This window comes from Niveispirillum sp. SYP-B3756, from assembly GCF_009495745.1.
Taxonomy (GTDB): domain Bacteria; phylum Pseudomonadota; class Alphaproteobacteria; order Azospirillales; family Azospirillaceae; genus Niveispirillum.
Genome location: NZ_WIDQ01000001.1, coordinates 1 through 21,865 on the forward strand (window position 1 = coordinate 1; position 21,865 = coordinate 21,865).

Annotated in this window: 14 protein-coding genes and 1 pseudogene; 8 read left to right on the forward strand and 7 right to left on the reverse strand. The window is 63.4% G+C overall.

All coding sequences use genetic code 11. From position 1 onward, the window contains the following. From GE253_RS00010 to zwf, 5 genes and pseudogenes are all read right to left on the reverse strand, one after another. Positions 1-861, reverse strand: a pseudogene (locus GE253_RS00010) (transposase); the annotation flags it as partial. Between the two features lie 186 nt (positions 862-1,047). Continuing rightward, positions 1,048-1,680, reverse strand: coding sequence for a bifunctional 4-hydroxy-2-oxoglutarate aldolase/2-dehydro-3-deoxy-phosphogluconate aldolase (locus tag GE253_RS00015; protein WP_153202108.1), 633 nt, complete (start codon positions 1,678-1,680; stop codon positions 1,048-1,050). A gap of 26 nt (positions 1,681-1,706) precedes the next feature. Beyond that, on the reverse strand, positions 1,707-3,536 hold the full coding sequence (edd, locus tag GE253_RS00020) for a phosphogluconate dehydratase (protein ID WP_153202109.1): 1,830 nt from the start codon (positions 3,534-3,536) through the stop codon (positions 1,707-1,709). 55 nt (positions 3,537-3,591) lie between these two features. Next, positions 3,592-4,296: a 6-phosphogluconolactonase gene (gene pgl, locus GE253_RS00025; RefSeq protein ID WP_153202110.1), complete on the reverse strand. Its 705-nt coding sequence runs from the start codon at positions 4,294-4,296 to the stop codon at positions 3,592-3,594. Continuing rightward, positions 4,283-5,761, reverse strand: a complete 1,479-nt coding sequence (gene zwf / locus GE253_RS00030) for a glucose-6-phosphate dehydrogenase (protein ID WP_211101331.1) — start codon at positions 5,759-5,761, stop codon at positions 4,283-4,285. Before zwf ends, pgl begins: the two co-directional genes overlap by 14 nt. Before the next feature lie 429 nt (positions 5,762-6,190). On the opposite strand from zwf, the gene hexR reads away from it, so the two are divergent. Then, the gene (gene hexR / locus GE253_RS00035; RefSeq protein ID WP_348770746.1) at positions 6,191-7,033 is read left to right on the forward strand and encodes a transcriptional regulator HexR; all 843 of its coding nucleotides are present in this window, start codon (positions 6,191-6,193) and stop codon (positions 7,031-7,033) included. A 74-nt stretch (positions 7,034-7,107) separates the two neighbouring features. Next, positions 7,108-9,324: a 1,4-alpha-glucan branching protein GlgB gene (gene glgB, locus GE253_RS00040; RefSeq protein ID WP_153202113.1), complete on the forward strand. Its 2,217-nt coding sequence runs from the start codon at positions 7,108-7,110 to the stop codon at positions 9,322-9,324. A gap of 119 nt (positions 9,325-9,443) precedes the next feature. On the opposite strand, the gene GE253_RS00045 is transcribed toward glgB, so the two are convergent. Further along, positions 9,444-11,321: an ABC transporter ATP-binding protein gene (locus tag GE253_RS00045; RefSeq protein WP_153202114.1), complete on the reverse strand. Its 1,878-nt coding sequence runs from the start codon at positions 11,319-11,321 to the stop codon at positions 9,444-9,446. A 343-nt stretch (positions 11,322-11,664) separates the two neighbouring features. Here GE253_RS00045 and GE253_RS00050 point away from each other — a divergent pair, with 343 nt between their 5' ends. The 3 genes from GE253_RS00050 to GE253_RS00060 all read left to right on the forward strand — a co-directional run bounded on the left by GE253_RS00050 (position 11,665) and on the right by GE253_RS00060 (position 15,952). Further along, a complete protein-coding gene (locus GE253_RS00050) occupies positions 11,665-12,522 on the forward strand; it encodes an MBL fold metallo-hydrolase (RefSeq protein WP_153202115.1) in 858 nt (285 codons plus the stop codon). A gap of 353 nt (positions 12,523-12,875) precedes the next feature. Next, positions 12,876-15,053 (forward strand): TonB-dependent receptor, encoded by a 2,178-nt coding sequence (locus GE253_RS00055; RefSeq protein ID WP_247878412.1) that lies wholly within the window; start codon positions 12,876-12,878, stop codon positions 15,051-15,053. Positions 15,054-15,238: 185 nt separating this feature from the next. Further along, positions 15,239-15,952: an EAL domain-containing protein gene (locus GE253_RS00060; RefSeq protein WP_247878413.1), complete on the forward strand. Its 714-nt coding sequence runs from the start codon at positions 15,239-15,241 to the stop codon at positions 15,950-15,952. Between the two features lie 40 nt (positions 15,953-15,992). Here GE253_RS00060 and GE253_RS00065 read toward each other — a convergent pair whose 3' ends face one another. Further along, the gene (locus tag GE253_RS00065) at positions 15,993-16,853 is read right to left on the reverse strand and encodes a tetratricopeptide repeat protein (RefSeq protein ID WP_153202117.1); all 861 of its coding nucleotides are present in this window, start codon (positions 16,851-16,853) and stop codon (positions 15,993-15,995) included. Positions 16,854-17,334: 481 nt separating this feature from the next. Between GE253_RS00065 and GE253_RS25735 the strand changes: the two genes are divergently transcribed. The 3 genes from GE253_RS25735 to GE253_RS00075 all read left to right on the forward strand — a co-directional run bounded on the left by GE253_RS25735 (position 17,335) and on the right by GE253_RS00075 (position 21,801). Continuing rightward, entirely contained in the window at positions 17,335-17,898 is a 564-nt protein-coding gene (locus GE253_RS25735; RefSeq protein WP_173012411.1) for a hypothetical protein, read from the forward strand. After that, complete coding sequence (locus GE253_RS00070; protein ID WP_173012412.1) at positions 17,898-19,397, forward strand: PepSY-associated TM helix domain-containing protein; 1,500 nt, start codon at positions 17,898-17,900, stop codon at positions 19,395-19,397. The genes GE253_RS25735 and GE253_RS00070 overlap by 1 nt, the downstream gene beginning before the upstream one ends. A 124-nt stretch (positions 19,398-19,521) precedes the next feature. Beyond that, entirely contained in the window at positions 19,522-21,801 is a 2,280-nt protein-coding gene (locus tag GE253_RS00075) for a TonB-dependent receptor (RefSeq protein WP_173012413.1), read from the forward strand. Positions 21,802-21,865 lie beyond the last annotated feature (64 nt).

Here is a 21,865-nt window from a genome sequence, read left to right on the forward strand (position 1 = left end):
ATGATGGCTTCGATGTCGCGCGCTTCCAGGTCGGCAAAGATCCGCGTGATGGCGTAGCTGGCATCCATGGTCGCCACCTGGATGGCGACGCCGGTGGTTGCTGTAATGGCATCAAGTTGGGCTTCGGTCATCTTCGTGTCATGGACGGCACCGGTGGTCACCGCCACGTCGAGCACCACACCCCGCTCGGCGTCTACCGCCGTGTGATGCTTGTAGGCGGGCTCGCTCCGGCGACCGGTCTTGTTGGTGGTCAGCGTGGCGATCGGGATCGCTGGTGCAGATAGCGGTCTTCTTCTTCTCGTCCTTCGCCGGCGGCAGCCCATCGCCCCGATCCTCATCGCTTGCCTGCGGATTGGCGGTCTCAACGGCGTCGACATGGCGCCGCGCGATGGCATCCCAACTGACATTGGCCCGGATCAACGAACTGTCGATATGGACGATCTCGCCTTTGGCGATCCGGGCGGCGATACAAGACTGGACGGTACGCACGAAAATCCGGCGGAACCGATCCGCCCCCCAGCGCTGGCGGATGCGGGTCAGGCTCGAATGGTCCGGCAATGGCTCATGCAGCCCATAGCCGATGAACCAGCGGATCGCCAGATTGACCTGTGCCTCCCGCATCAGCCGCCGGTCATGAACAATGCCCAGCAGCATCCCAGCCAGCATCAACCGAACCGCTACCTCCGGCGCAATGCCGGGGCGGCCCGTCTGAGCGCTGTAAAGATCGGCAACCTCCGCCTCAAGCCAACCCAGATCGAGAACCTTATCAACCCGAACAAGCACATGGTCTGCTGGCAACAGCTCACGCAGCGACCCCGACACAAACAGCTCAGGCTGACGACGATCCTTTTGACCCAACATGCCGATGCCTCCCGTGACATCGCCATCGAATCAAAATGTTTGGGCTTTTTCAACAGGCCCTGACCGTTGGTATTAGAGCCAAAAAAAGATGGGCGCCCAGGGTTGCCCCTGGACGCCCACAAGGTCGGCCGCCGCGAAATGACCGGAGAAACGGCGGCCGTGAGGACTGAAAACGGGTAATACAGCTCAGGCTGCGGGCTTCAGCGCAGCGGCCTCGCGTGCCAGGGCCTCAATCCCTGCCCAATCGCCGGCGGCAACCAGCTTGGCGGGGGTGACCCAGGAACCGCCGACGCACATCACGTTCGGCAGGGCCAGGAAATCCTTGGCATTGGTGGCGTTCACCCCGCCCGTCGGGCAGAAACGGATCTGCGACAGAGGGGAGCCGATGGCCTTCAGCATGTCGATCCCGCCCACCACCGTGGCCGGGAACAGCTTTTGATGGCGGATGCCACGGGCCAGCAGGGCCATCATTTCCGACGGGGTGGCAACACCGGGCAGATAGGGGATGCCGCTATCCTGCACCGCCGTCACCAGCTCCGGATAGGTGCCAGGGCTGACGATGAACTTGGCACCGGCCTTGGCCACAGCATCCACCTGCGACGGTTCCACCACCGTGCCGGCACCAACCACCGCACCCGGCACTTCCGCCATGGCCGCCAGCGCGTCCAGCGCCACCGGTGAGCGCAGGGTGACTTCCAGCACTGGCAACCCGCCGGCCACCAACGCCTTGGCCAGCGGCACGGCATCTTCCAACCGGTCAATGATGATGACCGGAATGACAGGGGCAAGGCTGCAGATTTGGGTGATATCGGTGGTCATTGAAGCTTTATCCAACTGCGTAGAGGTTATACCGGGTTGACGGTGAAGCAGCTGCCGCCCTGTTCAGCACCCGTGGCCACGCCACGGAAGGCACCGAACAGATTGCGGCCCATGCCCCATTCATTGCCGGACAGGTCCGGCACCACCACATCGCGGGCGGCGAATTCAACGGCATCCACCAGCACCTCAAGCGTGCCGGCCTCGGCATCCAGGCGGACGATGTCGCCATCGCGCACGCGGGCCAGCGGGCCCCCGGCCAGACATTCCGGAGTGACATGGATGGCCGCCGGCACCTTGCCGGAGGCACCGGACATGCGACCATCGGTGACCAGCGCCACCTTGAAACCCTTGTCCTGCAGAATGCCCAGCGAGGGGGTCAGCTTGTGCAATTCCGGCATCCCGTTGGCGCGCGGCCCCTGATAACGGACCACCACCACCACATCGCCGGTCAGCTTGCCAGCCTTGAAGGCGGCCAGCATGTCATCCTGGCTGTCGAACACCAGAGCCGGTGCTTCCACCACGCGATGTTCCGGCTTCACCGCCGACACCTTGATGACGCAGCGGCCCAGATTGCCGGTCAGCAAGCGGATACCGCCCGTGGCATCAAAGGCATCGGCCACCGGGCGCAGCACCTTGGTATCGGCAGAAACCTTCACGCCGGGACGCCAGGTGGCCGCACCGTAATTGTCCAGGAATGCCTCCTGGCGATAGGCATCCAACCCGCCCTCACCCGCCACGGTCTTCACATCGCCGTGCAGCAGGCCATTATCCAGCAGTTCAGAAATGACAAACTGCATCCCGCCGGCGGCGTGGAAATGGTTCACATCGGCCACGCCATTGGGATAGACGCGGGACAGCAGCGGCACGACCGCCGACAGGTCGTTGAAATCTTGCCAGTCGATGGTGATGCCGGCAGCAGCGGCCATCGCCACCAGATGGATCGTGTGGTTGGTCGACCCGCCGGTAGCCATCAGGCCGATCATGGCATTGACGATGGCCTTCTCATCAATGATGTCGGCCAGCGGCGTATAATCATCCCCCAGGGACGTGATCTTGGCCGCGCGTTCAGCGGCGGCGATGGTCAGCGCGTCGCGCAGCGGCGTGTTGGGGTGGATGAAGCTGGAGCCGGGCAGATGCAGCCCCATGATCTCCATCATCATCTGGTTGGAATTGGCCGTGCCATAGAAGGTGCAGGTGCCCGGCCCGTGATAGCTCTGCGACTCTGCTTCCAACAGCGCGTCGCGGCCGACCTTGCCCTCAGCGTACAACTGGCGGACCTTGGCCTTTTCCGGGTTGGACAGGCCAGAGGTCATCGGCCCGGCCGGCACGAACACCGCCGGCAGATGGCCGAAGGCCAGCGCGCCGATGAACAGGCCCGGTACGATCTTGTCGCAAACACCCAGATAGAGCGCGCCATCGAACATATTGTGCGACAGGGCAATGGCCGTCGACATGGCGATGACATCGCGGGAGAACAGGGACAGTTCCATCCCGGCCTGCCCCTGGGTCACGCCATCGCACATGGCCGGCACGCCACCGGCGAACTGGGCCACCGCCCCCGCCTTACGCACCGCCTCCTTAATCAGCGCCGGATAGGTTTCCAGCGGCTGATGGGCCGACAGCATGTCATTATAGGCCGACACGATGGCCAGATTCGGCTCCGAGCCGGATTTCAGCTTGGCCTTGTCATCGGCGGCGCAGGCGGCGAAACCATGGGCCAGATTGCCGCAAGCCAGCGTACCGCGGCGCGGCCCCTGCTGCTGGGCAGCCCGGACCCGCGCCAGATAGGCGGCGCGACCGGCGGCGCTGCGTTCGACAATACGGTCGGTAACGCGGCGGATGGCATCAATGGTCATGGCGAAACTCTCCCCACCCCGGGGAATTGGTCAGGTCAGGCAGCCCCGCGGGGGTTCAGGGCGCCCACCAGATGGAAACCGGCACCAGATCCTGGTGCAGCACGGAACGAACGGGCAGCGCCTCCACCGGACCCGGCTCCAGCGCCTGATCCAGCACACGGCGCTTGGCATCGCCGGTGATCAGCAGGGCGATGGCGCGGCTGTCCAGCAGGGCCGGGCGAGTCAGCGTGATGCGGGCGGGACCGGGAATGGCCGGCACCACGCCAGCCACGGCCAGCCCGCCAGCACCGCTCAACGCCTGTTCCAGCCCCTCGCCACCGGGGAAGAAGCTGGCGGTATGCCCATCTTCCCCCATGCCCAGCAGCACCAGATCGAAGGGGCAGGCCAGCGTGGCCACCCGCTCATTGGTCGCGTCCAGCCCGTCGGCCACGCTGGCACCGGGGCTTTTCAGCCCCACCAGCCGGGCACCCTTGGCCAAGGCATTGGCCAGGGTGCGGCGAACCATCGCCTCGTTGCTGGCCGGATCGTCCGGATCCACCCAACGCTCGTCCGACAGGGTCAGGCTCACCTTATCCCAGGGCAGGTCCATCTGGTCCAGCAAGCGGAACAGGTCGGCCGGCGTGGTGCCGCCAGACAGCACCAGCGTGGCCGCGCCCCGCGCCGCCACCGCCTGGGTGATCACACCGGCCAGATGATCGGCCAGCGCCGCCACCAGGGCGGGACGGGCATCAAAGCCCTTCAGTTCATTAGAATTCGGCATCGTGCCACCGGCGGTTATCACGGGCCAGCAACAGGGCAGAGCTGATCGGGCCCCAGCTACCAGCGGAATAGGGTTCGGGGCGGTGCTCCGCCTCTTCCCAGCCCTTCAGGATGGTGTCGATCCAAGCCCAGGCGGCATCCACCTCATCCCGGCGCATGAACAAAGACGGGTTGCCACGCACCGTGTCCATCAGCAGCCGTTCATAGGCATCGGGATAACGATCCTTGAACGTTTCCGCGTAGGAAAGGTTCAGCGGCACCGAACGCAGGCGCAGACCACCGGGGCCCGGCACCTTGGTCATGATGGACAGGTTCACGCCCTCATCGGGCTGCAGACGGATGACCAGCTTGTTGGCCGTCAGTTCGCCGGCACCCTTGCCGAACACATTGTGCGGAATGGATTTGAACTGGATGATGATTTCAGAGCAGCGCGTCGGCATCCGCTTGCCGGTGCGCAAGTAAAACGGCACCCCACCCCAGCGCCAATTGTCGATCTCCGCCTTAATGGCGACCAGGGTTTCGGTGTTGCTGTTACCGTGGCCCAGCTCCTCCGGGTAACCCGGCACGGCCTTGCCATCAATCACGCCCTGGCGATACTGACCGCGCACCGTCTTGGACTGAACATCCTGCGCTGTGATCGGGCGGAGCGCGCGGAGAACCTTGATCTTCTCATTACGGATCATGTCTTCCGTCAGGGACGAGGGCGGCTCCATCGCCACCAGACAGACCAGCTGCAGGAAATGGTTCTGCACCATGTCGCGCAGCGCGCCGGCACGATCGTAATAGTCGGCGCGACCTTCCACGCCGACCTTTTCCGCCACCGTGATCTGCACATGGTCGATATAGCCGGCATTCCACAGCGGCTCAAACAGGGCATTGCCAAAGCGCAGCACCATCAGGTTCTGCACCGATTCCTTGCCCAGATAATGATCGATGCGGAAAATCTGGTCTTCGCGGAAAATCGCGCCGACCTCATCATTGATGGCATTGGCCGAGGCGCGATCCTTGCCGATCGGCTTTTCCAGCACCACACGGGTGCGCGGGCAGATCAGGCCGGCTTCCTTGATATTGCGGCAGATGGCGCCGAACAGGGCCGGCGAGGTCGCCAGATAGAAGACGCGCGCCTTCTCCCCCCCATCCTTCAGCGCTTCGGCCAGATCGGTCCAGCCGCCACCCGCCTTGGTGGCATCCAGCGTCACATAGGTGATGCGGTTCAGGAACCGGTGCAGCACTTCCGCATCGATATCCTCCGCCGGAACGAACTTATCCAGCGCCGCGGCAATCTGCTGGCGGAACTGTTCGGTCCCCTGATCGGTGCGTGACACGCCGATGATGCGGCTGTCATCCGTCATCTGGTGATCGCGTTCGCGGTAATAGAGCGCGGGCATCAGCTTGCGCAGGGCCAGATCACCCGTGCCACCGAACACAACATAGTCGAAGGGGGGAACCTGCAGAATTTCAGCCATCATACCCTGCGTCCGCATACCGGATTGATTATAGGCTGCGACAACCGCCCCATCAGCGCGGGCACCCCAACCTTTTCGTCGGCGAATGTAGCAGAATTACAAAACGACACAAGAGGCAGTTACCCACATTGTGACATGTCCGCGTCAGCCCCTGGCGCTGCCGGGTAGATAAGTTACGATCTTGCTGCGGTGCAACGTAACTTTACTACGCTCTAACCCCTTAAGCCCTGGCGGGAAAGCCCATCCCCCGGAACAGGGGAGCCTTTCCGTTACCAACGCAAAGGGGTGCTTGCCAAAAGGCGGGGGATTTCGTGTAATTCCCTTACAGGCGTTACCGAACAGGCAAACGCACAGGAAATGGACATCCAGCCGCCCTGGGGGATCACGTCCCCCAGGGCGGCGTCCGAATGGTTGGGGAGTGTACCGGCAGTGCTGGAACGTATTCGGGCCATGCAGGCGGGCCTGCGCAGATCGGAACAGAAGATTGCCGAGGTGGTGCTGAAGCGCCCCCATTCCGTGGTCAATGCCTCGGTGGCGGAGGTGGCGCGCGAGGCGGAGGTGAGCCAGCCGACGGTGGTGCGCTTCTGCCGCTCCATCGGCTGTGGCGGCTTTCAGGATTTCAAGCTGCGGCTGGCACAGGATCTCGCCACCGGCACGCCTTATGTGCATGAAGAGGTGCGGCCCGATGATGCGGTGGTGGATATCGCCGCCAAGGTGCTGAACCGCTCCATCGCCTCGCTGACCCGCGTGCGCAACCACACCAATGCGGAGGCGCTGGAAGCGGCGGTGACCATCCTGACGGAGGCGACGCGGCTGGAATTCTATGGTTTTGGTGCGTCAGGCATCGTCGCAGCCGATGCGCAGAACAAGTTCTTCCGCCTGGGCATTCCCTGCGTGGCCTATACGGATTTCCATGTCCAGGCCATGTCGGCCACCCTGCTGGGACCGACGGCGGCGGCCCTGGTCATTTCCCATACCGGGCGAACGCGGGAATTGCTGCGCTCGGTTGATCTGGCGCTGGACAGCGGGGCCAAGGTGGTGGCGCTGACCAGCGGCGGGTCGCCGCTGGCGGAACGGGCCAGCGTTTCCCTGCTGGTGGATGTGGTGGAAGATACCAGCATCTATACGCCCATGGTCAGCCGGCTGGCCCATCTGGCCATGCTGGATGTGCTGCAGGTGGCCGTGGCGCTGCGGCGCGGGGTCAATCTGGCGGAAAGCCTGGCGCGTTCCAAGCGGCCCATCCGCGAACGCCGTCTGGTGCAACGCGGCTGAAAAGGCGCATCTTTTCCCGACCGGCCGCGCTATAAAGCCCATCGTCCCCAAACCGATACTGATAAGGACCGCCGATGTCCCTGGCCCCCTCCCCCGCCATCATCGACTCGGTCATTCAGGCCCGGTGTGCGGATATCTTCGCCGTGCTGGGGCCGCATCTGCTGGCCGATGATCCCGACCGCGCCCGGCTAACCGTGTTCCGCCCGGATGTGGATCAGGTGGCGGTGATCGGGCCGGATGGGGTTGAACGCGCCACGCTGGAGCGGATCGACCCGGCGGGCCTGTTCAGCGCCGACCTGCCGGCGACGGCGCTGGAAGGCTATCGCCTGCGCCTGCACCGGCTGGAATCGGTGTGGGAGATTGATGACCCCTATCGTTTCCCGCCCGTGCTGGGGGAGATGGATCGGTATCTGATCGGTGAAGGGCGACACTGGCGGCTGTATGACCGGCTGGGCGCCCATCCCGATCAGGTGGAAGGGGTGGCGGGCGTGCGTTTTGCCGTCTGGGCGCCCAATGCCCAGCGCGCTTCCGTCGTGGGTGATTTCAACAATTGGGATGGCCGCATCCATATGATGCGCAAACATCCCGGCATCGGGGTGTGGGAAATCTTCATCCCCGGCGTGGCCGCCGGTGCCGCCTATAAATATGAATTCCTCTCCGCCGATGGCGCCCTGCTGCCGCTGAAGGCCGATCCGTTTGCCCAGGCGGCCGAGTTCCGGCCCAGCACAGCCTCCCTGGTGCCGGCCCCGCTGCCGGAGCACTGGCAGGATCAGGATTGGCTGGCCAAGCGCAAGGAACGCAATGCCCGCAGCGCGCCCATGTCCATCTATGAGGTGCATCTGGGCTCCTGGCGGCGCGGGGCCGATGGCGGCTTCCCCACATATCGGGAACTGGCGGAAAAGCTGGTGCCCTATGTCAAGGAGATGGGCTTCACCCATATTGAGGTGATGCCCGTGCATGAACATCCGTTCGATGGTTCCTGGGGCTATCAGGCGCTGGGACTCTACGCCCCCACGGCACGTTTCGGCACCCCGGCGGATTTCCAGTTTTTTGTCGATGCCTGCCATCAGGCCGGGATCGGGCTGATCATCGACTGGGTGCCAGGGCACTTCCCCACCGATGCGCATGGGCTCTACCAGTTCGACGGCACGCATCTTTATGACCATGCCGACCCGCGCCAGGGCTATCACCCGGATTGGAACACGGCGATCTATAATTTCGGCCGCAATGAGGTGACGAATTTCCTGATCGCCAATGCCCTGTTCTGGCTGCGCCGATACCATGTCGATGGCTTGCGTGTGGATGCCGTCGCCTCCATGCTGTACCTGGATTATAGCCGCAAGGAAGGCGAATGGATTCCCAACCGCTATGGCGGGCGGGAGAATCTGGAGGCCATCGATTTCATGCGCCGCATGAATGAATTGGTCTATGGGGAGGATGAGGGCCAGGGCGGCGGGGCCATCACCATCGCGGAGGAATCCACCGCCTGGCCCGGCGTGTCCCGCCCTGCCTATGTCGGGGGGTTGGGCTTTGGCTATAAATGGAACATGGGCTGGATGCATGACACGCTGCGCTATATGGCGCGCGACCCCATTCATCGCCGCTTCCACCATAATGACCTGACCTTCGGCCTGCTCTACGCCTTCTCAGAGAACTTCATCCTGCCGCTCTCCCATGACGAGGTGGTGCATGGCAAGGGCTCCCTGCTGGGGCGGATGCCGGGGGATGATTGGCAGAAATTCGCCAATCTGCGCGCCTATTTCGCCTTCATGTGGACCCATCCGGGCAAGAAGCTGCTGTTCATGGGCGGGGAGTTCGGGCAGCGGCGCGAATGGAACCATGATGCGGAACTGGACTGGTTCCTGCTGGATGATGCCGCGACCGGCCATTGGCACCGGGGCCTGCGCGATCTGGTACGCGACCTGAACCAGCTCTACCGCGACACGCCCGCCCTGCATGAGCGCGATTGCGAGCCGGAAGGCTTCCGCTGGATCAAGGGGGCGGCCTCGGATGAGTCCATCCTGGTCTATAGCCGCCATGGCGCCGCCCCGGACCGGGCGGCGGTGACGGTGGCCAGCTTCACGCCCCTGGTGCGGGAGAAATACCGCATCGGCCTGCCCTTCCCCGGCCATTGGCGGGAAGCGCTGAACAGCGATGCCGAATGCTATGGCGGCAGCAATATCGGCAATGGCGGCGGCGTGCTGGCGGAGTCGGTGCCCTGGGATGGCCAGCCTTATAGTGCGGAAATCACCGTGCCGCCGCTGGCGACGCTGGTGTTGGTTCGGGGGTGAGTTTGCTTATCCCCCTCCGTCACCCCGGCGAAGGCCGGGGTCCAGAATCAAAGGGCGCATCGCTCTCCGAAACTGGACCCCGGCCTTCGCCGGGGTGACGGTTGAGGGACAGCCCCCCTTCACTCCGCAGCCGCCAGGAACCCGCCTGACTGGCGGTGCCAGAGTTGGGCGTAGCGGCCGCTCAGCGCCAGCAGTTCGGCGTGGCTGCCCTGTTCCACCACCTGCCCGCCTTCCAGATAAAGGATGCGGTCCATCTCGGTGATGGTGGAAAGCCGGTGGGCAATGGCGATCACCGTGCGGCCTTCCATCAGGGTCCAGAGCGCTTCCTGGATCAGATGTTCGGACTCGCTGTCCAGCGCGCTGGTCGCCTCATCCAGGATCAGGATGGGGCTGTCCTTCAGCAAGGCCCGCGCGATGGCGACACGCTGGCGCTCCCCGCCCGACAGTTTCACCCCCTGTTCCCCCACAATCGTGTCATAGCCGGTGGAACGCCGGGCGATGAACTCATGCGCATGGGCCTTGCGGGCGGCTTCCTCCACCTCCTGCTGGCTGGCACCCGGGCGGCCATAGGCGATGTTTTCCCCGATGGTGCGGTGGAAGACGCCCGGCTGTTGCGGCACCTCGGCAATCGACTCATTCAGGCTTTCCCGCGCCACATGGGCGATATCCTGCCCGTCGATCAGCACCCGGCCATATTGCGGGTCGAACTGACGACGGATCAGCTTGACCAGCGTGCTTTTGCCGGCACCGGAGCGGCCAACCAGCCCCACCTTTTCCCCCGGACGGATGGAAAGGTTCAGCCCGTCAAATACCTTGGTGCCATCGGGGAAGCTGAAATGAATCTCCCGCAACTCGATCCCCCCCGCCTGCACCCGCAGGGCCGGGGCCCCCGGCACATCGGTGATCTCATGCGGGGCCGACACCAGATCCAGCGCTTCCGACAGGGTGCCCAGCTCTTCAAAGAAGTTCAGCATCCGGTCCGACAGATGCCAGACCGTGTTGGAAATCTGGAAGGCCAGCGTGAAGACCAGGGTGAATTCGCCAACCGTCATCGCCCCCTGCAAGGTGCGGGCGATGGCCACCCAGACCAGCACACCCAGCAACCCCATGATGGACAGCATCTGGAAGACGCGCATCACCACCAGGAACCAGCGCAGCCGGCGGGAGCGGAACCGCTCGGCATTCAGGTAATGACCCAGAAATGACCGCTCGAACGCCGTACGGGCGAACCCCCGGATCAGATCGGCATTGGTGACAGCATCGATGATCCGCCCGGAACTGGTGGAGACCGCATCGCTCATCGCTTCCGACAGACGAAAGCAGTGACGCGAAAGCCAGAAGGAGACGGCGACATACAGCACCATCCACCCCGCCAGCACGGCGGAGAAGAGCGGCGATGCCGTCCAGAGCAGGCCCAGCGCCACCACCAGCAGCACAATGACCCGCAGCACATCCCACATCAGGATTTCCACCAGGGACAGCACGGCATTGGCACCCTGCTTGATCTTCTGGCCCAGCTTGCCGGCGAAATTATCCTGGAAATAGCGGGGGCTGTGGCCCAGCAGCCAGCCGAACATCCGCTTCTGCGCCAAGGCCCGGATGGAAGGCGAGGTATAGATATCGACGATCTGATAGACGCGATACAGACCCATGCTGCCCAGCCAGATACCCAGCAGCACCAGGAACCAGCCGCCCACGCCCAAACCCTGCATACCCGTCGCCGGGTCGCCGCCAGTGGCCGCCGTCAGCGCATCCACCACCGCCTTCAGGGCATAGGGCTCGAACGCCTCAATCCCCTGGCCAATGCAGACGGCCAGCGCCAGCAGCAGCACGCGGCCGCGAAACTTCTCCCGCAGCAGGTCGATGGCAAAGGCAAAGGGTTTGGAGGGCAGGGGCCGGGGCGGCTCGCTATCCTCCCAGGCGAAGTCACGGTCCTGCACGGACTGATCATCAATGCGGACAGCGCGCATGGAGGCGCGCAGCAAGGCGGAAAACATGAGAGAACGACTCCAGACGCGAAATCGGACGATCGGCACCGGGGCGGGTGGCGTCAATTCATCCGATATCGGATTAGATGACGGAACGTTAAGTTTCTGTCAACCGCGAAAAAACTTGCCCCATGCATCAGCTGGCTTTGGGCATGGAAGCGCGCGCATTGTTTCAAAGGCATGACAGAACAGAGCCGGCATGACCTTTTGCGCGGCTTTCCTGTGTTCCCCGTCACATGTACACAATGCCCATCCGCTTATTTTTCTGGAACCTTGCTCTTAAGTATCGGAATGTATCCGATAACGGGGCGAGTGACGGCCTGGGCCCTTTGCCCGGCGCCAAGGGGCGGATATGGAGTTCAAGGTTAAATTCTGGGGTGTGCGCGGCACTTTCCCCTGCGCTTACGCTTCCCATCTCACCTATGGCGGCAATACCAGCTGCCTGGAGGTGACGGTCGGCGGCCAGACACTGATCCTGGATGCGGGCACGGGTCTGCGCGCGCTGGGCAAACGGCTGAAGCGCGACCATGTACGCAATGCCACCTTGTTGCTGAGCCACGCGCATTGGGACCATATCAATGGTTTCCCGTTTTTCGAGGCTGGCTATTGCCCGGATTTCAACCTGAACGTCTATGCCCGTGACCTGACCGGTTGCGAATGCATTGGTGAGGTCTTCACCAGTTGCATGGAAAAGCCGCTCTTCCCTGTGCCGCTGAAGACCATGCGCGCCAAGATCGATTTCAACAATCTCCATGCCGGGGACCGGCTGGACCTCGCCCCCGGCTTGGTGGTGAAGACCGGCGAGTTGAACCATCCCGGCGGTGCGGTCGGCTACCGGATCGAGTTTGGCGGCAAGGCCTTCTGCTACATCACCGATACTGAACATGTCGCCGGTCAGATCGACCAGAGCATCCTGGCCCTGATCGATGGCGCCGACATGGTGGTTTATGACGCCACCTACACGGATGAGGAATATGCCACCCGCCAGGGCTGGGGCCATTCCACCTGGAGTGAAGGCGTGAAGCTGGTGAAGGAGGCCGGGGCCAAACATCTCTGCCTGTTCCACCATGACCCCGACCATGATGATACCGCCATCGCCGCGATTGAGCGCGATGCCGCCCGCGCTTTCAGCGGTGCCTTCGCCGCCCGCGAAGGCACCGAACTGGACATGCTGAACCTGTCCCTGCCCTTTGCGGTGGCGGCGGAATAAAGGGGCTTGAGAGGGTGGGCTTGTATGGCTTGGGTTCGGGCCTGCCCACATTCAGTTTCGCTCTCTCACCGTCATTCCCGCGAAGGCGGGAATCCATAACCCGTTCTGTTGTTTGGATTCCCGCCTTCGCGGGAATGACGGTAATGTAACCTCTTCCGTATCCAAGAAGCCGGGACACGGACCCGTTTTCATACAGACGGCGCGGGGCAAAACCCGCGCCGTTTTGCTGCTCCCCCGCCCCGCCCGTGGCGCAGGGCTGCCATCCGGGGGAGATGCCGTGCTTGCTTTAGCGAACGATTTCAAAGATTGAGGCGCGGAACCCAGATCGAACCCCATACATTGGTTCCGCAACCATGCAAAAACCCCAACGCCTTTACGCCCGTATTGCGTCCATGACCGCCCTGGTGGCGCTGTCACTCACCGCCCAGCCGGGCAAGGCGCAGGAGACGCAAGCCGCCTCCCCCATTGACGAGATCATCGTCACCGCCACCCGCCGCGCCACCGCCATCCGCGACATTCCCGCCTCTGTCTCCCGCGTGGACCGGGCGGATTTCGAGCCCAAGGCCACCCGTTTTATCGGGGAAGAGCTGCGCGGCCTGCCCGGCATCAATGTTCGTACCAATGACCAGGGCACCTATACGGATATCAGCATCCGTGGCGTGCCCAACCGCATCCATAACGACACCATCGTCGTGCTGATGGATGGCGTGCCCTTCGTCACCGGCGATGATGAAGGCGATATGGAACAGCTTACCTTTGGCGCTGTCGGCCAGGTGGAAGTCGTGCGCGGCCCCACCTCTGCCCTCTATGGCCGGGGTGCCATTGCCGGCACCATCAATTACGTCACCCGTGCGGTGACCGATGAACCGCAGGCGGCCGCCCAGGCCGGCATCGGTTCCGATGGCTGGCGGCAGGCCGCCGCCATGATCCAGCGCCCGACCGGCGATGTCGGCGCCCTGCTGCTGTCAGCGGAGTTGCAGCGTTCCGACGGCTGGCGCGACCGTACCGGCCGGAATGAGGAGAATATCTTCGCCAAACAGCGGTTGGACCTGAATCAACGGCTACGCCTCAACCTCACCGGCACCTATGTCAACACCAAGCAGGATCTGGCCGGCGAGCTGCCGACCGACCGACGCGGCACCCCGATTGCCCTGCCCGGCGGGCGGGAAGGCAATTGGAACAATGACGGGGCCGGCTTCTACAAGCGCATGTGGACCAGCACCGCCTTGCTGGAGGCCGATGTCACCGACACTGTGACATCCACCACCCGCCTGCATTATCGCCATGCCAATACAAGGGCGGTGCAGGGCGCGTTCCAGCGCTTCACCCCCGGCGACAGCACGGTGAATTTCAGTGGCTTCCGCGTCGATGGCAGCACGGACACCTATTTCGCTGAACAGCAGGTCGATTGGCGGATCGATGATCATTGGCGGCTGCTGGCCGGCGGTTCTGCCGAGCGCATCAATGCCAATCACATTGAAAGCTGGAGCGGGGAATTCGATTTCGGCCCCCTGTTCTATATCCGCCGCCGCGATGTGGCCACGGGCTCCTACATCAATCAGGGCGACTGGCTTTATAGCCGGCTGATGGATGCCCACGCCCGCAACGAAACCCAGGCCGGTTTCGCCCAGGCGGATTTCAACTGGCAGGCCCTGACCCTGACGGCCGGCGCCCGTTATGACCGGTTCCAGCGCAAGGTCTTCTACGGTCCGTCGGGCAGCGGCTATGGCCCGGACCCGGAGGTAACGGTGAAGGACAGCGACAGCCGGCTCAGCCCCAAGCTGTCGGTGCGCTGGCAGGTGGCGGAAAACGTCACCGCCTATACCACCTATGGCGAAGGGTTCAGCCCGGGCTTCGGCCCGCTCTGGTCCTTCCGCAACCGCAACACCAACCTGGCACCGGAGCTGGCCAAGAATATCGAAGCCGGTATCAAGGCCACCCTGCTGGATAACCGCCTGACCGGTACCTTGAGCCTGTATCAACTGAAGCGCAGTGACCTGCTTCAGTTGCTGCCGGTGGGGGCGTCGGCCCGCACCATCAATTCCGGTCGCCAGCGTTCACGCGGGGTGGAACTGGAGGCCAATGCCGATCTGCGGGATATCAATCCCGGGCTGGCGCTGGCGCTCAGCTATGGTTTCACCGATGCGGTCTGGACAAAGAACGCCTTCCTGGAGCCGGATACCAACATTCCCTATGATTTTACCGGCAAGGATGTGGCGGGTGTGCCGCGCCACAGCGGCCGGGTGGAAATCAGCCAGCGGCTGGATCAGCCGGCGCTGACCCTGCGCAGTTGGCTGGATGTGTCGGGCGACTATGCCTATGACGGGGCCAACAGCCGCAAGGCCGGCGGCTATGCCCTGGTGAATGCCGCCATCACCTGGGCTCCGATGGAGGCGCTGGAACTGACCTTGACCGGGCGCAACCTGTTTGACCGCAAGGTGAACAACGTCGTCTCCAAGAGCGACGGGCCTTACGCCTATTATCCGCAGGCACCCCTGCAATGGATGCTGAGCGGAACGGTGAAGTTCTGAGGCGATAGAAAGACTGTAAGACGCGCTTGCCGGCCGGCAGGGGCAGAAATACAGTCGGGGGAACAAAGGCTGGCGAGCATCACGGCCGCCAGCCACCTCCTTGCCTGACCGGATGTGACCCCATGGATAGCCCGCATGATCAACAACCCGATTTTGATCATTGCGGCGGCAAATGCCGGACCCCCATGACAATACCCATCACCATGGCATTCCAGCCCATCGTCGATCTGGCTCAAGGCACCATTTTCGCCCATGAAGCGCTGGTGCGGGGGACGGAGGGGCAGTCGGCCCAATGGGTTTTGGATCAGGTCAATGATGATAATCGCTATAGTTTCGATCAGACCTGCCGGGTGAGGGCAATCGAAATGGCGGCAGCGTTGGGGATGCGGGAAAAACTCTCGGTCAATTTCCTGCCCAACGCTGTCTATCAGCCGGCCACCTGTATCCGCACCACCCTGGAAGCCGCCCGCCGCACCGGCTTTCCCATCTCACAGATCATGTTCGAAGCCACAGAGGCGGAACGGGTGGAGGATGTGGCCCATCTGCGCCGCATCCTGACCGAATATAAGCGACAGGGCTTCACCACGGCGATTGACGATTTCGGCGCCGGCTTTTCCGGGCTGAACCTGCTGGCGGAATTCCAGCCGGATATCGTGAAGATCGACATGCAACTGACGCGCGGCATCGAAGATGACCGTATCCGCCGCGCCATCGTCGGCGGCATCTTGTTCGCCTGCCGGGAAATCGGCATCACTGTCATCGCCGAAGGGATCGAGACGGCGGAACAGGAAAAGGCGCTGCGGGACATGGGCATCAGCCTGATGCAGGGCTATCGATACGCCCGCCCCGCCTTCGCCGCCATGGCCGACCGGATCGACCATCTCCACCCGCAGGATTGATACAGCCGGCGGGAAGCCCCACCGGCTGCACCCTAAAGAATCAGGCCCCTGCCGGACCCTCAACAGCCGGCACGACCAGCCGCTCGTCCAGTTGCGGGGCCAGCGGGTGGCCGGGATGGGCCGCCTTCCAGCGATCCACCAGGGCCAGGGCCGTGGCCCGATCCTGTTCAGCAATCGCCAGCACCAGATTGGCGAACTGCACATGCGCCACCTGCGCCTGCGGGGCCAGTGTGGTGGAGGAGAGATAGCGTTCGGCTGCCCCTTCCAGATCACCCAGCACTTCCAGCGTGCGGCCCAGGGCGAAGATCGCCTCCGGGAAAGGCGGGCGCAGGGTCAGCACTTCAGTAAAGGCGACGCGCGCCTCTTCCACCTGGCCCAGCCGGAACAGCAGGTTGCCCAGGTTGAAGCGCGGATCGACGGCGCGCGGGTCGGCAGCGGCGGCGCTGCGATAGGCTTCCACCGCCAGCGGCAGGTCGCCCATCTGTTCACGCACCAGGGCCAGACCGACCCAGGCATTGGTGAAAGTCGGGTCCAGTTCCACGGCGCGGGACAGGCTTTCCAGCGCCTCTTCGAACTTGCCCTGCTGGGCCAGCGCCATGCCCAGATTATGGTGCGGCGGCGGGTGATCCGGCTTCAGGGCGCGGGCCTTCTTCAGGGCCGGCACCGCCTCATCCAGCTTGCCCAGCCCCTGCAGCGTGGCGCCCAGATTGGACCAGGCGACACGCACATCCGGATGGTCGGCATAGACCTTGGTGATCTTGCGATAGGTATCCGCCGCTTCCTTCAGCCGGCCCTGCCGGTGCAGTTCCGTCGCCGCGCGCATATCGGCGGGAAAGGCGGACCACATCGCATCGGTCTTGCTGATGTCGGCGATCTTGCGGCGGCGGTCGTGGCGGTTCATCGAAAAGGACACCCGGAATTCTTGGTTACGCACGGTGGCACTGTCGGCCTTGATAGCAGTGTCACGGACAAAACGGAACAAATTGCAGCGGTCTGGTCACAAGAGAGCCGGCAAAAACCGCAAGGCAGAAAAGAACAGGGCCGGCTCCATCGCTGGTGCCGGCCCTGCCCTACAGTAGCCGTAGACGATCCGCTTGGCGGTTAAGAACCCGCCGACGGACCCAATCCGTATCAGCCGAGGATAAGCCCGGTGACGGAGAGATCCGCACGGGTCCGCAAAGTGGAACGAGACATCGGATCACCTCCTTTCATTGGTTACAGGGACAAGGGTGAGAATGGGCATTTCCCTGCCCCGCGTCAAGCTGATTCATCCGAACCCGGATGGGTTACCATAGATTCAAATGAGAATTGTTGTCATTCCTATTGCGTAAGCGTTCGGCTCGCGTATGTTTCCCGGCAATTCTGGTTGGGGAACCATTGCAATGACATGGATGGCGGGTCTGGGCTTTGTCCTGTCTGCGGCGGCACTGGCGGGCTTCCGCCTGGCCTGGGCGCGGCAGGATCAAGGCCGCTGGGCGGCGCTGGCGCTAGGGATCGCCCTGGCACTGGCGACCCTGTGGGCATGGTCGATGGCGGCCGGAACGGAGGTGGGGATACCGCTGGGCATCACATGTATGTGTCTGGCGGGCTATCTCTTCGTCGGCGCCAATATGGAAATCCGCCCGGCGCGGGCGCGCCGGGTCACCGCCACGCCGGAGGAACGCAAGCCGAAATTCGGCCGGGGTGTCGTGCGCTTCATCCTGGCGGGGCCACTGGGGGCGGTCGCCTCCATCGGGATTGGCGTCGCGGTGGCCATGCAGGCCCCGATGGTGGAACAGACGCGGCTGGTGATCGGCGCCACGCTGGTGCCGCTGGTCTGGGCTGGCTGCATGGCCTGGACCCTGTGCGATGGCCGCGTCATCCGCTCTGCCATGGTGCTGAGCGGTACGGCCATCGCCGGCTATGCCGTCGCCCTGTTGCCGCTGCTGTTCAAGGGAACCGTCTGATGAGCCGGATCACACAAAACCAGGAGGCGGGCAGCAGCTTCGTCCGCTCCATGTTGGCCGGCCATTCGGCCCTGGGCATCGCCTTTGCCGCCCTGATCCTGCTGGTCTGCTTCTCCGGCACGGTGGCCGTGTTCCATGAGGAATTGCTGCGCTGGGAGGAACCGGACGCCCCCCTGGTGACGAATGCCGACGACCTTGTCATCCAGCGAACGCTTGATCATATCGTGGCCAAGGCCCGTGAGGATCAGGCACTGCATGAAGTCACCCTGCGCCTGCCCAGGGCGGAGCTGCCCCGGCTGAGTGCCGAATATCACGATCATGACAGCGGCAAGGAGGCGCATTGGTACGCGGATGCCGACGGTAATCTGACCCGGATGCAGGTGGAGGGCTGGACGGAATTCATGCGTCGGCACCATTATTCCTTCCATGGCGGCAGTTGGGGCATCTATCTGGTCGGCATTGCCGGTGTGGCCCTGCTGTCGCTGGTGATGTCCGGCATCATTTCGCATCCACGCATTTTCCGCGATGCCTTCGCCCTGCGGCTGGGCGGCTCCCGCCGCCTGCAGGAAGCCGATATCCATAACCGGCTGTCGGTCTGGGGCCTGCCCTTTCATATCGCCATTTCGCTGTCCGGCGCCTTTCTGGGGCTGGCGGGTTTGGTGACGCTGGTGCTGGCTTACGCCGCCTATAATGGCGATACGGAGAAAGCCATTTTGGCGGTGCTGGGGCCGCAGGCGACGGAAGATGCCCGCCCTGCCCCCATTCCCGCCGTGGCGCCGATGCTGGCCCAGATGTGGGAGAACACCCCCGATGCGCGGCCAGTCTTCCTCCATATCGATCATGTCGGCACGGCGGGCCAGATGACCGTGATTGCCGCCCATGACCCGCACCAGCTTGCCTATACCGAGCGGTACCGCTTCGATGCGGCCGGCAAGCTGATCTGGGTCGGCGGCTATGAAAAAGGGACGGTCGGAATGCAGACCCTGGCGGCGATGCAGCCGCTGCATTTCGGCAGTTTTGGCGGGATGCCGGTGAAGCTGGCCTACGGCGTGCTGGGCATCGCCATCTGTCTGGTCACCTCCACCGGCATCACCATCTGGCTGGCCCGCCGGCGCGACCGGGGCAATCCGGCCCCGCATTGGGAACGGGTCTGGGCCGCCATCTTCTGGGGCCAGCCCATCGCCTTTACCGTTTCCGCCTTTGCCACCCTGGCAGCGGGCTGGCCGCCCATCCCGGTTTTCTGGGCCAGCACCCTGGCCGTGCTGGCCCTGGCCGCCCTGCGGTGGGAGGCGGCGCTGCTCTCCTTCCGGCTGCGGCTGCTGACAGCGCTGCTGCTGGTCCTGCTTGTGGTCAGCCATGGGCTACGCTGGCAGGGGGCCGGCGACCCGATGATGTGGTGGGTCGATGGCGCCCTGCTACTGGCCGCCGGCGCCATCGGCCTGACCCTGGCACGGCAATGGAAGGGCGGCACGATGCTGGCCCAGACCGGCCGGGCCTGAGACAGCGAATAACCAAATAAACAGAGGGCCGATAGCAGCGGCCCGCCTTGATCGCGCATGGCCAGAAATTGCGACTGACACTCAGAACAAGTTGCCTGCCATGTGCCTCATACAGGAGTGGGAATTGAAGAAGAACCTGATGCGGGCCGGTGCGGCCCTGGTCGCCCTTCTGGCCGGTGGCACGATCGCCCCGGCCCAGCAAACCCAGGTGGCCGATATGGGCACCGTGGAAGAGATCATCGTTACCGGTGAAAAACAGGCCCGGTCGGTGCAGGACACGCCCACCAGCGTGAAGGTGATCGGCAAGGAGCAGATCGACAACGAACTGCTGACCAGCCTGAACGACGTGCTGCTGCGTGCCGCCAATGTGGCCGGGCGCGAAGGGCGCGGTTTCTCCATCCGTGGCATGGATAGCTGGAACGTTTCGGGGGCGGGCTCCGGTTCCATGGCCACGGTCTATGTCGATGGGGCGGTGATGCCGCGCCGGGCCACCGCCTTCAATTCCATCAATATGTGGGATGTGAAGCAGGTGGAAATCCTGCGCGGGCCGCAATCCACCATGCAAGGCCGCAACGCCCTGGCGGGGGCGATCATCGTCACCACCGAAGATCCCAGCTTTGAGTACAAGGGCAAGGCCCGGCTGATCGTTGGCGAGCGCGGCCGACGTGAATATGCCGCCGCCGTCGGTGGCGGCCTGGTGGAAGATATGCTGGCCTTCCGCCTGACGGCGGAACGGGCGGATAGCGACGGCTATATCCGCAATGTCACCCGCAACGAACATGCCGATTACAAGCGGCTGGAGAATTACCGCGCCAAGCTGCTGTTCACCCCGGCGGGCCTGCCCGATCTGGTGGTGAAGCTGAATGCCAGCCACGCCAAGAATTTCTTAGGGGAGAATTACGTCGATATCAGCACGCCGCACCCGTTCAAGGACCGGCTGGCCTTTTTCGATGCGGAGACCCGCACCAAGGTCGGCACCGACATTGCCACACTGGATGCCAGTTACAGCCTTTCCCCCGCCATCAGCCTGACAGCGCTGACCACCTGGAGCCGGGTAAAATATAACTACAAGAGCGATACCGACCGCACGGCAAGCCCCATCGGCACCGGCGTGCTGGAAGACAACGCCCGCACCCTGTCCCAGGAACTGCGGGCAAATCTGGACTTCGGCGGGCTGACCGGCGTGACCGGTCTCTATTACGCCAAAAGCCGCACCCATGATAAATCCGATACCGACGTCGGGCTCAGCCTGGTCAATGTCGGCCTGGCCAGGCTGCTGGTGGCCCCACCGTCGCAGGGCGGGTTCGGCCTGCCGCAGAATCTGGCCAACAATGTGATGGCGCTCTACCCCTCTCCCTATATCCAGTTGCGCTCCCGGCAGGACACGCCGGAGGATGTGGAATCCTACGCCTTGTTCGCTGATGCCACCTATGAGATCACCGACAAATTGAAGCTGCTGGGCGGCTTCCGCTGGGACAAGGAAAAGCAGACACGCAGCGTCGACAACGTGGCAACCATCCTCTCCACCCTGCCCAATCCGGCCAGTTTTACCGCCCCGGTCAGCACCATCGTCGCCGGTATCAATGCCGAACTGGCCCGGCAAGCCAGGGCCGCCAGTTCCTCCCAGCCGGAAAAATCGGTGGATTTCGGGGCCTTCCTGCCCAAGGCCGGTATCACCTATGAATGGACGCCGGACCTTTCCACCAGCTTTGTCGCCCAGCGCGGCTATCGTTCCGGCGGCGTGATGATCAATACCGGCCGCGCCTCGGTGGTGGAATATGATCCGGAATATGTCTGGAACTATGAATTGTCGCTGCGCAGCCAATGGCTGGACAAGCGGCTGACGGTGAATGCCAACGCCTTCTATATGGACTTCACCGATCAGCAGGTCTCCGTCCAGCTTTCTGGCAGCGTCTATGACACACAGACGGAAAATGCTGGTTCCTCCCACCTCTATGGGGCGGAGCTGGAGACGAACTATGTCATCTCCGATGCTTTGTCGGTCTATGGCTCGGTCGGCTATACCCGTACCAAGTTCGACGATTTCACCTATGGCAGCGGGCTGACCGCCCGCAATCTGGCCGGATATGAATTCCGCTTTGCCCCGCGCTGGACGATTGCCGGCGGCGGCACCTGGCGGGATGAGAGCGGCATCTATGTCAACGTCAACGCCAATTACACCACCGATTCCTATTCGGAAATCGCCATCCAGAACGACCGGCTGAACAGCGCCCGTCTGCTGGTGGGCGCAAAGGTCGGTTATGAGACGGAGCAGTTCGGCGTCTATGCCTATGTCACCAACCTGCTGGACCGGGAATATTATTCCAGCCGTTACGTCAATTATCAGTGGGCCAATCTGGGCGATCCGCGCGCCTTCGGCCTGGTGGGGGAGGTACGGTTTTAAAGAAGATTGGGGCGGAAGGCGGCAGCGTCTGTCGTTTTCAGGTTGAGTACCCACCGTCACCCCG